Source organism: Pseudomonas sp. MF6755 (genome assembly GCF_016405635.1).
In the GTDB taxonomy this organism is placed as follows: Bacteria; Pseudomonadota; Gammaproteobacteria; order Pseudomonadales; family Pseudomonadaceae; genus Aquipseudomonas; species Aquipseudomonas haemolytica.
The window spans coordinates 220,167-234,173 of record NZ_JAEKDA010000012.1; the positions used below are offsets into that span (position 1 = coordinate 220,167).

A 14,007-nucleotide genomic window follows, 5' to 3' on the forward strand; every position below is an offset into this window, starting at 1 on the left:
TGCACATGGGCATTGTAGGTATAGACCTGTCGTTGATCTGGGGCGTGATCATTGCCTTCGGGGTGATGATGTACGTGATCATGGATGGCTTCGATTTGGGTTTGGGCATCCTGTTTCTACTAATTCCGGACGAGCAGGAGCGCGACGTGATGATGAACACCGTGGCGCCGGTGTGGGACGGCAACGAGACCTGGCTGGTGCTCGGCGGCGCGGCGTTGTATGGCGCGTTTCCGCTGGCGTATTCGGTGATCCTGGAGGCGTTGTACCTGCCGCTGATTTTCATGCTGGCCGGGCTGATCTTTCGTGGTGTGGCGTTTGAGTTTCGCTTCAAGGCCAGCCCGCAGAAGCGGCATATCTGGGACATGGCGTTTATCGGCGGCTCGTTCCTGGCGACCCTCTGCCAGGGCGTGGTGATCGGCACCTACATTGCCGGTATCCCGGTGGTGAATCGCCAGTTTGCCGGTGGCACCCTCGACTGGCTGTCGCCGTTCCCGCTGTTCTGCGGGGTCGGGTTGGTGGTGGCCTATGCGTTGCTGGGCAGCACCTGGTTGCTGGTCAAGACTGAAGGCATGCTCGAATCACGCATGCGCCTGTTCAGCCGTTACCTGGCGTTCGCGCTGATGGCGGTGGTGGCGGTGCTGTGTGTGTGGACGCCGTGGCTGCACCCGGAAATCGCCCTGCGCTGGTTTGCCCAGGTGCACATTGTGGTGTTTGGCGGCCTGCTGCTGCTGGGCGCACTGGCACTGGTGGGGCTGTTGAAGACTTTGCGTCAACACCACTCGCACTGGCCGTTCGTGTTCACCCTGGTTCTGGTATTCCTGGGGTATATCGGCCTGGCCTTCAGCATCTGGCCGAACATCGTGCCGCCGTCCATCAGCCTGTGGGACGCTGCATCGCCGCCTTCGAGCCAGTTGTTCATCCTGGTCGGCACGCTGTTCATCCTGCCGATCATCCTGATGTACACCTGCTGGAGCTACTACGTGTTCCGCGGCAAAGTGAGGATTGGCGATGGCTACCACTAAGACTGAACAACCGCTGCCTGCCGGGCGCTGGTACCACCGGGTGTTCTGGTTGATCGCAATTTGGTTCGCCAGTGTGCTCGCTCTAGGCATCGTCGCCAGTGGTTTACGCGGGATGATGCACATGGCCGGCATGAGCAGCCATTGAAGGGGAATTTGACCCGAAAACAGTCCGGCGCTGAAGGTAGCGCCGGATCACACAGTGCGCCGGACCTTCACTCTCTGCGGTCTGTTACAGGGTGTTTTTTCAGGAAAACTCAGGTCTTTTGAAAAAGTGTCTATCTTCTAATAGCAAGCAATCGCGCACCCGCAAGTGCGCAGTGTGATTTTCACGCGGGTATTTAGCTTGCCCATGCACCTGGAGCACGATGGAAACGCTCAGCCTTGGTCCCAAGCCTCTTGCGCAGGTAAGCGCCTCCAGCCTCGCGGCAGCACGGGCAGCCTTGCTCGCCTGGTCGGCATTGTTGTTAGCGATGTTTCTATTGGTGGGGGTGTTGTTGATCTCCATTGCACACCACCTCAACGTTGATGCCGGTAAACACGCCCGGCTCGACATCGACAACGCCTTGATGTCGGATGAAAAGGCCGCGGCTTCTGCGGTCAAGGACTACGCGTTCTGGGGCGATGCCTACCAGCATCTCCACCAGACAATCGATGTGGAATGGGCTTTCGTCCGGCAAAACATCGGCTCTACGTTATTTACCGACCTGGGGTTCCAGGGGGTGTTTGTCGTGGATCCCGCCGGGCGTACGGTGTACGCGGTGATTGATGGGCAATTGCAGTCTGTCGCGGCGCAGGATTGGCTGCATTCATCGATCGATGCGCTGCTGGCCCAGGCCCGAAAAGCCGCCGTTGACGGCAAGTCCCTCAGCCGATTGGTCAACGTCAATGGCGTACCTGCGGTGCTGGCAGCCGCTGCGCTGACCCCGGGCACCGACCCGAACGTGAAGGCCGATAGCGGGCCAGCGTCGGTGCTGCTCTTCGTTTCCAAGCTGGAGCCTGCACGATTGGACGCACTGGGCCGCAGTTTTGGCGTGGAGGGTCTACGCGTAGCACCGGCAGGCGTGCGGCCGACAAACGCACCGACCTTGGAGCTGCCTGACAACGCAGGGGTTGTGCAATGGACCTCAGACGACCCGGGCCGTCAACTATTGGTCCTGGTGGTGCCGCTGGTCGCGGTCGCCGGTTTGCTGTTTGGCCTGATGACCTGGGTCATTCAACGTCGGACCCTTGCGGCGGCGCGGCTCATGGACAGCCACTACGCCACCTTGCAAGCCAGCCGTGCGGCCTTGGCGATCAGTGAAGCGCGCTTTCGCGATGTGGCCGAGGCCGCGTCTGACTGGATCTGGGAGGTCGATGCCGAACTGCGTTTCACCTACCTGTCGGAGCGCTTTGAGGCAATCACCGGTCTCGCCCGGGCGCAGTGCCTGGGGTGTACGGTGGATGAGGTGCTGACGTCCGAGCAAGGCCCGTTGTCTATCTGGTTCAAGGAGCATGCCCATCGCACCCATGCGACCGTGCAATGCAATTACCTGGCAGGCGACGGCCAGGCACGCATCTGTCGGCTGTCGGTACGTGAGATACCCGGGCAGGGCTATCGAGGCACCGCCAGCGACATTACTGAAGAAGTCGAATCCCGGCGGCGCATTGAATACCTGTCGCAGCACGACGCCTTGACCGGGCTGGCCAACCGCACGCGTATGCAAGAGTTCCTCGAAGGCAAACTCAAGGCCTCACCGACTCTGGAGCGCCCGTTGGTAATGCTCAGCGTCGATCTTGACCGCTTCAAGCCGGTCAATGACCTGCTGGGGCACGCGGCGGGTGATCAGGTGCTCAACGAAGTGTCCCGTCGCTTGCAAGGCTGCCTGCGGGGCGACGACCTGGTCGCGCGCATTGGCGGGGATGAGTTTGTGCTGGTGGTGGCGAACATGAGCTCTCCCTCGGAGGTGGAGACGTTGTGCAGGCGCTTGATCGACTGTATCGAGTTGCCGTTCTCCATCGCCGAGCACGAGGTGTTTATCAGCGCGAGCATCGGTATTGCCATGGCTCCGGCCGATGCCATCCTCGCTGAAGAGCTGCTGCGCTACGCCGACATTGCTCTCTACGACGCCAAGGACGGCGGCCGCAATACCTGGCGCTTTTATGCCGGCGACATGAACGCGCGCATCATTGAGCGGCGCCAACTTGAAAGCGACCTGCGCCACGCGATCAAGAACGAGGAACTGCGCCTGGATTTCCAGCCGCGCTATCGCATTGAAGGCACGCGCCTGGCCGGCGCCGAGGCGCTGGTGCGCTGGGAGCATCCGCAGCGTGGGTTGCTGGGGCCGGAGGTGTTTATCCCGATTGCCGAGGAAACCGGGCTGATCCTGCCGCTGAGTCATTGGGTCTTGCACACGGCGTGCAAAGCGGCCACGCATTGGCCTGAAGACATGATGATTTCCGTCAACCTGTCGCCCACCGAATTCCAGCGCGGGCACCTGGTGGCGCGGGTCAAGTCGGTGCTGGCCGACACCGGCCTGAACCCGGCACGGCTGGAACTGGAGTTGACCGAAAGTGTGATGCTCAACGACGAGAAGGTCGCCCTCGGCATCATGCAAAACCTCAAGGAGTTGGGCGTACGCTTGCTGATGGATGACTTCGGTACCGGCTATTCGTCCCTGAGTTACCTGCGCTCATTCCCGTTCGACGGCTTGAAGATCGACCGCAGCTTTGTCGATGGCTTGACGGCCAGCGGCGGCGATCATTCGATCATCCAGGCGATCGTCGGCCTGGGGCGGGCGCTGTCGCTGACGGTGACCGCCGAAGGCGTGGAAACCGACGATCAGCTCAACGCATTGAAGGATGTGCAGTGTGATGAAGCGCAGGGGTTCTATTTGAGCCAGCCGATCAATGCCCAGGCAATCAGTGAGCTGATTGGCAGCCTACCCAAGTAAGCTTCCTCGCCACAGCGGATGGCAGCACTCTAGACGCATTTTGTTACTAACCAAACGCCTGGAAATACTTGGCTGTAGTGGCAAATAGGGACAAAACCGCGGTTTGCCACTCAATTTTCATAAAAATGTAACAACCCTGCTGCACAGTTCGGGAGCCCGTCACCACAACGAGTTCCTTTAATGAAAAGCTTGATGAAGTCTGCAGCACTGGCCGTTACGGTTTCTCTGTGTGCCTCCTCCGTGACATTTGCCGCCGAAAGCGTGCGCCTCACCGGTTCCGGCGCCAGCTTCCCTGCACCGATCTACCTCACCTGGTTCAAGGATTTCAGCAAGAAGACCGCTGGCGTCACGGTGGATTATCAATCCAAGGGCAGCGGCGCAGGTGTGCAGGACTTCCTGAATAAAACCGTCGATTTCGCCGCCAGTGACTCGGCCATGAAAGACGAAGACATCGCCAAGGTGGCCGAAGGCGTGCAGTTGCTGCCGATGACCGCGGGGGAAATCGTGCTGGCGTATAACCTGCCGGGCAATCCCAAGGGGCTCAAGCTGCCACGCGATGTTTACTCCAATATCTTCCTGGGCAAGATCACCCGGTGGAACGACCCACAGATCGTTGCCGCCAACCCGGACCTGAAGCTGACCGACACGCCGATCACCGTGGTGGTGCGTGCAGATTCCAGCGGCACCACGGCGGTATTCACCAAGCACCTGGCGACCATCAACCCTGAGTTCAAACAGGCGCTGGGGGAGGGCAATACCGTCAATTGGCCGGCCAGCGACAAGTTCATCAAGTCGCCCAAGAACGATGGCGTGACCGCCACCGTGCGTCAGACTCCGGGCGCTATTGGCTACATCGAATACGGCTTCGCCAAACTGGCCAAGGTTGACTTTGCCCAGTTGCAGAACAAGGCCGGCCAGTATGTGGTGCCGAACGCCGAGAGCGGTGCCGAGGCCCTGGCGGCGGTGAAAATGCCGGAAAGCCTGGTGGCCTGGTTGCCGGACCCGGACGGTGCCAAGTCCTATCCGATCACTTCCTACACCTGGATGATCTTCCGCAAGGACAACGGTAACCCGGCCAAGGCCAAGGCCATGCGCGAAATGGTCGAGTACAGCCTGACCGAGGGGCAGAAAATCGCTGACTCGATGGGGTATATCCCGCTGCCGCAATCGGTCGTCGATCAGGTGCGCAAAGCGTCCGCCAACATCCAGTAACACCTGTGAAGCCGTTCCCGGTGTGTGCTGCCAGCCATGCCGGGAGCGTTTCCCCCCTTGTTCCGGAATTAGCCAATGATCAAACCTTTCGTCGTACCGGTTAACCCGGATTCTGCCTGCCAACCGCCCTCCACAAAGGATTTCCTGGTTGATCGCACCTTCCGGGCGCTTGCGCGAATTGGGGTGGTACTGATTCTGGCGTTGGTCGTCGCCTTGGTCTTCGAGGTGGGACGCAAGGCCCTTCCGGGTATGGAGAAGCACGGGTTCGACGTGCTTTTTGGCAGTGTCTGGGACGTTAACCAAGGCAAGTACGGCATTTTGCCGGCCATTTGGGGCACGCTCTACAGCGCCTTTATTGCGCTGCTGATTGCCGGCGTTTTCGGCGTCAGCATGGCGATTTTCCTGACCCAGGATTTCCTGCCGGCGAAGCTGGCGGCCGTATTTCGTACCATCGTCGAATTGCTCGCGGCCATCCCAAGCGTGGTGTATGGCCTGTGGGGCATCTACGTAGTGATTCCGGCAATTCGGCCACTGACCACCTGGTTGAACAGCGAGTTGGGTTGGATACCGTTTTTTGGCACCTCCTTGAGTGGCCCGGGGCTGCTTCCGGCGGCGCTGGTGCTGGCGATCATGATTCTGCCGACGATTGCCGCCGTTTCCCAGGACGCGCTGACCAGCGTGCCGATGAAAACCAAGCAGGCCGCCTACGGCATGGGCACCACTCACTGGGAAGCGATTCTCAAGGTGATGGTGCCATCCGCCGCCACCGGCATTTTTGGTTCCCTGGTGCTTGGCCTGGGTCGCGCCCTGGGTGAAACCATGGCCCTGGCGATGTTGGTGGGCAACGCGAACAACATTTCGCTTTCGCTGTTCGCACCGGCCAATACTTTGGCTGCCTTGTTAGCGCTGAACTTCCCCGAAGCCGGACCCAACGAGATCGAAGTGTTGATGTACGCGGCTCTCGTGCTGATGTTCATCACGCTGCTGGTGAACGTCCTTGGCTCCATGATCATGCTCTACGCCCAGCGGGGTACTAAACAATGACTAACCTCACGTCCCCAGTCAGCGCGGTGCCGAGCCTGCAGCGCAAGTTCGAAGGGCGCGCGTTGCGCAGCCTGGTATTGACCACGCTGGTCTGGCTCGGCGCGCTGCTCGCCAGCGTGCCGCTGATTTCCGTGCTCTACATGCTGATCACCCGTGGCGGCGCACGCCTGAGCCTGGAGGTGTTCACCGAACTGCCGCCCACCGGCTTCGAGACCGGCGGCGGTTTCGGCAACGCGATGGCAGGCACCTTTGTGATGGTCGGTATCGCTGCCGCCATCGCGGTGCCGGTCGGCATCATGGCCGCCATCTTCCTGGCCGAACTGGGGCCGGACAGCAAACTGGCGAACACCGCACGCTTTGCCGCCAAGATGCTCACGGGCCTGCCGTCGATCCTGGCCGGGGTGTTTGCCTATGCGCTGGTGGTGATGACCACCGGTACCTACTCGGCACCCGCGGGCGGCGTGGCCCTCGCGGTACTGATGCTGCCGATTGTCGTGCTGACCGCTGAAGAGTCGATGCGCATGGTGCCCAAGGTCATGAAGGACGCCGCGTACGGCATGGGCTGCACCCGTTCGCAGGTTATCTGGAAAATCATCTTGCCCACCGGCCTGCCGGCGATCCTCACGGGCGTGATGCTCGCCGTGGCACGTGCTGCGGGAGAAACCGCGCCGCTGTTGTTTACCGCGCTGTTCAGCAACTACTGGATCTACCACGACGGCGACCTAGCGGTCATGAACCCGACAGCCTCCCTGGCCGTGCTGATCTACAACTTCTCCGGCATGCCTTTCGACAACCAGCTTGAGCTCGCCTGGGCGGCCTCGTTGGTGTTGGTGATGATCGTGCTGGTCGTCAATATCGTCAGCCGTATCTTCGGCAAGCCCAAGTATTAAGAACGGGAGCATCTGAATTTTGAACGTATCAACTGCGCAAATAGCCGCTCCGTTTGTCACCCAGGCGCCTGTGGTCATGGACTGCAAGCTGGACCGGATCTTTTACGGCAACTTCATGGCGGTGCGTGACAGCCATGTGCCGATTGAAAAAAACAAGATCACCGGTTTCATCGGTCCTTCGGGCTGCGGCAAAAGTACGGTGCTGCGCAGCCTCAACCGCATGAATGATCTGGTGAAAGGCTTTCGCTTCGAGGGCCACGTGCACTTCCTCGGCCAGGATGTGTATGGCAAGGGCGTCGACCCAGTGGTGGTACGCCGCTACATCGGCATGGTGTTCCAGCAGCCCAACCCGTTTTCAATGAGCATCTTCGACAACGTCGCCTTCGGCCTGCGCCTGAACCGCTACAAAGGCGACTTGGGCGACCGCGTCAAGCACGCCCTGCAAGGCGCTGCGCTATGGGATGAGGTCAAGGACAAGCTCAAGGTCAGCGGCTTGTCGCTCTCCGGTGGCCAGCAGCAACGGCTGTGTATTGCCCGCGCTATCGCCACCGAGCCGGAAGTGTTGCTGCTGGATGAGCCGTGTTCGGCACTCGACCCAATCGCTACCCGCCGAGTCGAGGAGCTGATGGTGGAGTTGAAGAAGGACTACACCATCGCCCTGGTGACCCACAACATGCAGCAGGCCATCCGCGTGGCCGACACCACGGCGTTTTTCTCGGTGGATATTTCCCAGGGCACGCGCACCGGCTATCTGGTTGAGATGGGCCCGACCACTCAGGTGTTTGGCAACCCACGGGAAAAAATGACCGAGGATTACATCAGCGGCAAATTCAGCTGAGCAATCAATATTCGATAAAGGCTGCACCTGTGCCAACGTCTTCCCGGGAATATCAATGTCTGTAACGCATCGTCTTGATTTGTCAGCGATTGAACGCGCTCTACGTAAAGTGCAGAGCCGCTTTACCGAGCTCAGTACGCAGTTTACCGAGCCGCGCGACCCCTTGACCGACGAAGTGCTGCTCAATGTGCTTGAGGGTTATGCGCTGATTGACGACTATGTGGCCCGGGGTGTCGACCTGTTTGATCTTCATCAGTTGAACCTGATGCTGGAGATCAACGCCACGGTGCTGTGCGGTCGAGACCCGGCGCGCCGGGTGGAATACGCCCAGCACCTGGCCGCGACCGAAGAGCACTTCTTCAACAATATTGAGGGTGGCATCAAGGACTTGTTCAATTGGTACAGCGCGTACCGCAGTGAGTCAGTCTGGAAGCGTGCGGCGGGTGTTTATGTGCGCATTCTCAGCAAGCCGCAGTTGTTCATCGAAGGCAACAATCGCAGCGGCTCGCTGATCGTCAGCTACCTGCTGATGCGCGCCGGTTTGCCGCCGTTCGTGCTGACACTGGAAAATGCCGAGGGCTACTTCAACCCGTCCTCGGTGATCCGCAACTCGGCCAAGCATGGCGTCAAGGCGTTGTATGAATTGCCCAAGATCAAGAAAAAGTACGCGGCTTTCCTGGAGGAACAGGCACCTGATCCAAAGGTGTTTTTCTTGAGCGACACACCGCAGCCCATCTATCAGGGAGGCCACTGATGCGTTGGTATCCAACACTTGCGGGCAAATGCCGAACGTCCGCCAGCCGAGTCGTACAAGCCTTATCCACGCGCGCGCTCACGCGCCCGCGCATACGTATCTCGTTTGATATCGATGACACGCTGGCCTGCCAACTCCATCACTCCGCCGTCGAAAGCAGCTGGCTCCCAGCCTGCGCCCATCGCTGGTGGGGCGAGCCGCTGCGTATCGGCACCCGTTCCCTGACCCGCGAACTGCGGCGTCAGGGCTGCAGTATCTGGGTCTACACCTCGTCCGGTCGGGCGCCTTCCTACATCAGGCGTTGGCTGATGCTGTACGGCATCCGCGTTGACGGGGTGGTTAACAGTGTTCTGCACAACGACGCCCTCACTGCGCACGGCCTAGCCAATACACCGTCGAAATTTCCCCCGGCCTTCGATATCGATTTGCATGTGGATGATTCCGAGGGTGTGCGTATTGAAGGGGATGACCACGGCTTTCGCGTAGTCGTGGTTGACCCGCAGGATGAGCAGTGGGCGCAGCGAGTGCTCGATGCGGTGGCGGGGGTTCAGGCGCAACTGGTCAGGCAGCAAATGCCCCGATATAGGGAGCCTGTGCAGCGAGGTGCAGAAGCTTTTTCTTCTTGAACTCCAGATTTCGCCGTATCGCGATTCTTCACTTGCTGCTAGCCATCATGTGCTTACTGCGCATGACTGCGGCTCGATCAGGCCGAAATCGCTCAATGCTGCGTGGGCAAGCGATTCCAGGGGCGGTGCCAGTGCGAAGGCTCTCTTCGAGGGTTCGCTTTAGCATCAACAACTCCTCACGCTGCACTTTTAGCGTGGCTTCGATTTGCTCTATCTCCTCCAGACGTACATTGATCTGCTCCAGAGTGAGGGATTTGGAGCAGCTCCCGTCATGAAGGAAAAGGCTACGAATGGTATCGAGAGAAAAGCCCAGTCTTTGCGCGTGGATCACGACTTCCAAGCGTTTAATGGTGGATTCGCTGTAATGGCGATAGTTGTTCATGTCGCGCGTGGGAGCGTCCAGCAGCCCTTGCTCCTCGTAGTACCGTATTGCCGAAGCAGCAAGGCCTGTACGTCGCGCAATCTCGCCTATCTTCATTTTTTGCTTGACCTTCAAGTTGACTTTAATCGGCAGTATAAGCCGGAGCGTAATCCGGAAGAAATCGGATTGGGCTCAATGAAGACCGTTGAACTACGTGGGATATGAAGAATGAGCAAGATAACCGAGCTGCTGAATTGGCGTTATGCGACGAAAAGTTACGATTCGTCCAAGACAGTACCTGCTGAAAAACTGGAACGAATTCTGGAGGCGGTACGGCTGACGGCGACGTCGAGCGGGCTGCAGCCATTTGAATTGCTGGTGGTGACCAACCCGCAAATTCGCGAAAAGATTAAGGCGGTCAGCTGGAACCAGTCCCAGGTTACCGACTGCTCTCATTTACTGGTGTTCGCCGCCTGGGATGACATCACGCCTGAGCGTGTCAACATGATGTTCGACCTGACCAACACGGTACGCGCTACTGTCAACCAAGGTTGGGAAGACTACCGTCAAATGCTCCTCGGTATAGTCGCCGAGCGTGGACAGGAGGCCAATTATCAAGCCGCTGCGCGTCAGGCCTATATTGGCCTGGGCTCGGCTTTAATCGCCGCGGCATTCGAGGAAGTCGACGCGACGCCCATGGAAGGTTTCGACCCATCGGCTGTCGATGACATTCTGGGGTTGGGAGCCAGGCATCTGCGCAGTGTGGTGCTCTTGCCTCTGGGGTACCGGGCAGCAGAGTCTGACTGGCTGGTAAACCTGAAAAAAGTACGGCGGTCTCGCGAGAATTTCGTAACCGAAATCAACTAGGGAGAACGTGCAGCCACCCCAGATTGCGGCGATTAATCTAAGTATTTGATCGTGAGTTCCTTTCCAATCACTGATCCACTTTCCATTGTAGTGGACCAGTGACCGTTTTCGGCTAGACCGCTGTACGCTGCGCATCACTCTGTTTGAAGCGTATCGTCAGTTGTTGCGCCGCGTTTTTGAGCAGCACCAACGAGCCGGCCATCAACACCAGATCTTTGATCAGGAAAGCGGTGGCGCCGCCCATGGCTGGGAAACCACCAGCGGAAGCCTCCCAACCACCCGGAGTGGTTAGAAGCAGACTGGCGGTTGTCAGATAGGTAAGAGATGAGGCAGCGGCAGCAATCAGCGCGATCCTCGGTGACCATGCGCCGATGGCCAGACCGAGACCGATAGTCCACTCCGCTGCGCCGAGAGCGTAACTTGCGCCCTGAGTGCCAAACGCTCCGTACATCCAAGAAAGGAGGGGGCTGTTACTGATCAGAGGGATCAATGCCTGGGCTTCGTAATCAAACCATTTTGTGTAGCCAAACATCAGGAATATCAAGACAAGAACCCAGCGCATGAACTCGATTTCAAACGACTGGCGAAGCAAGCGGGAATATAGTGATGAGAGCATGGGATTTCCTTAACGACTATGAGAGTTATAGACGTAGAGTTCCCTCGAAACGGTGCGTTACAGTTTTTGTGAAATTCTTTAAAAACCCTGGGAGGGGGCTTCATGCCCACTAAACAGAAGCACAGGCGATCAAATAAGAAAAACGCGACATCTTCTGCTCCATCCTGGAGCGCGGCGCCGAAGCGCCGCGCTTTGTATCAGGCCACGATGTCGCTGACAGCTGCCTGGCCGACGGTGGTGACGAGGAAATCCGCCACGCCGTGCCCGGAGAAGTCCACGGCCAAGGTGCCCAGGTTGGTACCCGAGGCATAGCTCAACACAGCATCGCCGGCGTGCCCGGTGAATGCATTGACGAAGCTCAAGCCTGCACCTTTGGTAATGCCCGACAGGTCGATCTTGTCGGAGCCGGAGGTGAAGTCAAAGATCTTGTCCGCGGCCGATCGCGTGGAATCGGAAATGGCACCGTACACGAACGTGTCGTTGCCGGCGCCGCCCCATAATTGGTCCGCACCGCGACCGCCGTAGATGAGGTCGTTACCGCCCCCGCCCTTGATGAGGTTGGCGACCTGGTTACCAATGATCAGGTCGTTGCCCGCGCCACCAAAGGCGTTTTCGACGGTCACGCCCTTGGCGATGGACACGTTGCCCACCAGGCCGCCAACGTCGGAAAACGAGGTCGCATTGAGGTTGATCTTCTGGTTCTGGGTGAAGCCGGAGAAGTCCAGGGTGTCGTTGCCGCCACCGTCCCATACCGAGAACACCAGCTTGTCGGCATTGGATGTGGCGCTGAGGAAATCACGCCCGGTGTTGGAGTTGAACCCGTAGGTGGTGTCACCGGCGCGGGTGCTGTAGTTGGCCCCGTAGAGCTTCTGGATCGCGGCGATGTCGTCGATCAGCGGGCCGGCAGCATAGGCTTCGACACCACCTTTACTGAAGTTCTGGTTGGTGTTGCTCTCGCTCCAGTAACTCATGACGGAGTAAGCATGTGTATCTTCGGCATATTTTGCGTCCGAATATGACGGTTGACCCACACTCGCGTCGTACGACCCTGGGTGCTGCAGTCCAAGCGTGTGACCAATTTCATGGGTCAACGTTTGACGACCATAGTTGCCGTTTGCCGGTGTTAAGTTTTCTTGATAGTTTTGGTTGGTGTAAAACAGTGCGTCACTGTTTCCGCTACTGTTAGGATAGAATGCGAAAGCTGACCTGGCACCTCCATGCTGCATATCATTACTGTAGTTGCCCAATGATATATGTGCGTCGCCACCGCTTCTAGATTCGATGAATGAGATGTTGGCGACGTCCGACCAGGATTGGAACGAAAGGGCTGCCTGGGATCTCTGTTGAGCGTTGAATGCACTGAAGCCAGAAACATTCTCGGCGGCGTATGCTTGAGTTTCTGATGTCAGAAAGCTGTAGGTGAAGTTGTATTTTCCATTGTGGTCGTTGTCACCCCAATAGTAACCTCCTCGCGTTATTTCATCCGCTGCCTGCGCAATGGTGTAAGACGGCTTTCCATATGGGGAATTAAATCCTCCTCGATCATAGGCGTGTGAAAAATTATAGAGTGCCTGGTACTCTTCACTTGTTCGAAATTGCGCCGAAGGGGTGAATGAGTTAACAAGGTTTTTCGCTACGATAGTCATATGTGTACATTCCTTCGTGTCCATTGATGTGGAGTGTTATATGCTTATCACGTTTTCGCGGCTTTCTTGTTGTGTTGATCTTTATAAAGGACTAGTGGGTTTAGTGTTATTTAAAAATTAAATATGATATATAACTTATTGATATACCCTATAAAAAATATAAGGGCGCTGTAGTCTGATGGTCAGGTGGCTGATTTGATTGCGGGGAACTAACTCACGATTTTAAAGGTGCTCCAAGATGTGGCTGGCTCCGAGGGTGGCGTATTGATTGCTCGATATTAAGTGGAGATCGTTGTTCACTACGAATGGCAGAACCAGCCGATCTTCGGTGGGACGCCTGGCGCAACGCTTCAGCCGGGGCGCGACACCGGATATACGGTATTCACTGAGGGCTCTCAGTACTTCGTTGATATCCAGCCAAAGGGCACCGGCTCAGAGGCGAAGTATTACGTCGTGGTGGGTAATTGGATCGCAAATAAACGGCTGACCGCTCTGCAAGGCTGCTTGTAGCGGCACATCAAACTGTTCAAGGCTCGTTTCGGCGGGCCTTTTTATTGTCTGGGGAGTTTTATGGCGGCACTGGCAAGCAACTATCAGCCCATGACCACAGTTCTCCTATACGGCCAGCTGCGCCAATTCGGAAGGTCGTTCCGTCTTTCGGTAAGGCCACCTACGACGGCGACCAAGGATTGATCGCGTTGCAGGCGTGCCAGGCGTATGTGAGGCGACTATCACATGGGTAGCGGGGTTTCGTGGAAGTGAAAAAAGGAAAAATCTCGATAAATTTCAGACGTGTCCTAAATCTAAAGAGCCGGAGTGCTGATAAAAAAGGCTTTTGTCAGAGTGCTAGTCCGTGCGTCTATTTGTCTTTAGAGGGTTTGTTTTTTTGCAGTTGTTCGCAGCTCTTTCTGCGCAAGCGAATAGCCAGAACTTTGATATTCCGGTTTGGACCGGTGACGAAGAGTCATGCCCGACCCCTAGAAGCATACAGTTCAACGGTGAGGTATTTCGCTCGCCAGCCAAATCGGAAGGTGTTGATTGGGTCGGAGTGCTACCCGGCGACGGGATTGCTAAGGAAACTCTGAAAAAGACTTTCTGATTTGGCAAAATACCGCGACCCCACCCACCGAGTTTCCCGATGAAGCAGATGACCTTCGCCGACGCCGAGTACGCTGGCAAGCGCAAGCAAACCCGCAAGGAG

At 57.6% G+C, this 14,007-nt stretch carries 13 protein-coding genes and 1 pseudogene; 11 read left to right on the plus strand and 3 right to left on the minus strand.

Features of this window, described 5'->3' with window-relative positions; translation table 11 throughout:
- Positions 1 to 5 precede the first annotated feature (5 nt).
- The 9 genes from cydB to JFT66_RS17950 all read left to right on the plus strand — a co-directional run bounded on the left by cydB (position 6) and on the right by JFT66_RS17950 (position 9,316).
- A complete protein-coding gene (cydB, locus tag JFT66_RS17910; protein WP_198859778.1) occupies positions 6 to 1,022 on the plus strand; it encodes a cytochrome d ubiquinol oxidase subunit II in 1,017 nt (338 codons plus the stop codon).
- Positions 1,009 to 1,167 carry a DUF2474 domain-containing protein gene (locus JFT66_RS17915; RefSeq protein ID WP_080752986.1) on the plus strand — a complete coding sequence of 53 codons (159 nt, stop codon included), beginning with the start codon at positions 1,009 to 1,011 and terminating at the stop codon, positions 1,165 to 1,167. The genes cydB and JFT66_RS17915 overlap by 14 nt, the downstream gene beginning before the upstream one ends.
- 220 nt (positions 1,168 to 1,387) lie before the next feature.
- A complete protein-coding gene (locus JFT66_RS17920; RefSeq protein ID WP_198859779.1) occupies positions 1,388 to 3,952 on the plus strand; it encodes a bifunctional diguanylate cyclase/phosphodiesterase in 2,565 nt (854 codons plus the stop codon).
- Positions 3,953 to 4,132: 180 nt separating this feature from the next.
- Complete coding sequence (gene pstS, locus JFT66_RS17925; RefSeq protein ID WP_034119747.1) at positions 4,133 to 5,164, plus strand: phosphate ABC transporter substrate-binding protein PstS; 1,032 nt, start codon at positions 4,133 to 4,135, stop codon at positions 5,162 to 5,164.
- Positions 5,165 to 5,239: 75 nt separating this feature from the next.
- Positions 5,240 to 6,208 carry a phosphate ABC transporter permease subunit PstC gene (gene pstC, locus JFT66_RS17930; RefSeq protein ID WP_198859780.1) on the plus strand — a complete coding sequence of 323 codons (969 nt, stop codon included), beginning with the start codon at positions 5,240 to 5,242 and terminating at the stop codon, positions 6,206 to 6,208.
- Positions 6,205 to 7,098: a phosphate ABC transporter permease PstA gene (gene pstA / locus JFT66_RS17935; protein ID WP_153839654.1), complete on the plus strand. Its 894-nt coding sequence runs from the start codon at positions 6,205 to 6,207 to the stop codon at positions 7,096 to 7,098. Before pstC ends, pstA begins: the two co-directional genes overlap by 4 nt.
- A 76-nt stretch (positions 7,099 to 7,174) precedes the next feature.
- Positions 7,175 to 7,936: a phosphate ABC transporter ATP-binding protein PstB gene (gene pstB, locus JFT66_RS17940; protein ID WP_043047778.1), complete on the plus strand. Its 762-nt coding sequence runs from the start codon at positions 7,175 to 7,177 to the stop codon at positions 7,934 to 7,936.
- A gap of 55 nt (positions 7,937 to 7,991) precedes the next feature.
- Positions 7,992 to 8,690: a hypothetical protein gene (locus tag JFT66_RS17945; protein ID WP_034119744.1), complete on the plus strand. Its 699-nt coding sequence runs from the start codon at positions 7,992 to 7,994 to the stop codon at positions 8,688 to 8,690.
- Positions 8,690 to 9,316: a hypothetical protein gene (locus JFT66_RS17950; RefSeq protein ID WP_034119743.1), complete on the plus strand. Its 627-nt coding sequence runs from the start codon at positions 8,690 to 8,692 to the stop codon at positions 9,314 to 9,316. Before JFT66_RS17945 ends, JFT66_RS17950 begins: the two co-directional genes overlap by 1 nt.
- Positions 9,317 to 9,344: 28 nt before the next feature.
- Here the strand turns inward: JFT66_RS17950 and JFT66_RS17955 are convergent, their stop codons facing one another.
- Complete coding sequence (locus JFT66_RS17955; protein WP_233097127.1) at positions 9,345 to 9,812, minus strand: MerR family transcriptional regulator; 468 nt, start codon at positions 9,810 to 9,812, stop codon at positions 9,345 to 9,347.
- 93 nt (positions 9,813 to 9,905) lie between these two features.
- Here JFT66_RS17955 and JFT66_RS17960 point away from each other — a divergent pair, with 93 nt between their 5' ends.
- A complete protein-coding gene (locus JFT66_RS17960; protein WP_034119741.1) occupies positions 9,906 to 10,544 on the plus strand; it encodes an NAD(P)H-dependent oxidoreductase in 639 nt (212 codons plus the stop codon).
- Between the two features lie 112 nt (positions 10,545 to 10,656).
- Here JFT66_RS17960 and JFT66_RS17965 read toward each other — a convergent pair whose 3' ends face one another.
- Entirely contained in the window at positions 10,657 to 11,160 is a 504-nt protein-coding gene (locus JFT66_RS17965) for a YkgB family protein (RefSeq protein WP_198859781.1), read from the minus strand.
- 197 nt (positions 11,161 to 11,357) lie between these two features.
- Positions 11,358 to 12,806 carry a serralysin family metalloprotease gene (locus tag JFT66_RS17970; RefSeq protein ID WP_198859782.1) on the minus strand — a complete coding sequence of 483 codons (1,449 nt, stop codon included), beginning with the start codon at positions 12,804 to 12,806 and terminating at the stop codon, positions 11,358 to 11,360.
- Positions 12,807 to 13,376: 570 nt separating this feature from the next.
- Here JFT66_RS17970 and JFT66_RS29830 point away from each other — a divergent pair.
- Positions 13,377 to 13,493: pseudogene (locus JFT66_RS29830) on the plus strand (tail assembly protein); the annotation flags it as partial.
- Positions 13,494 to 14,007: the final 514 nt, after the last annotated feature.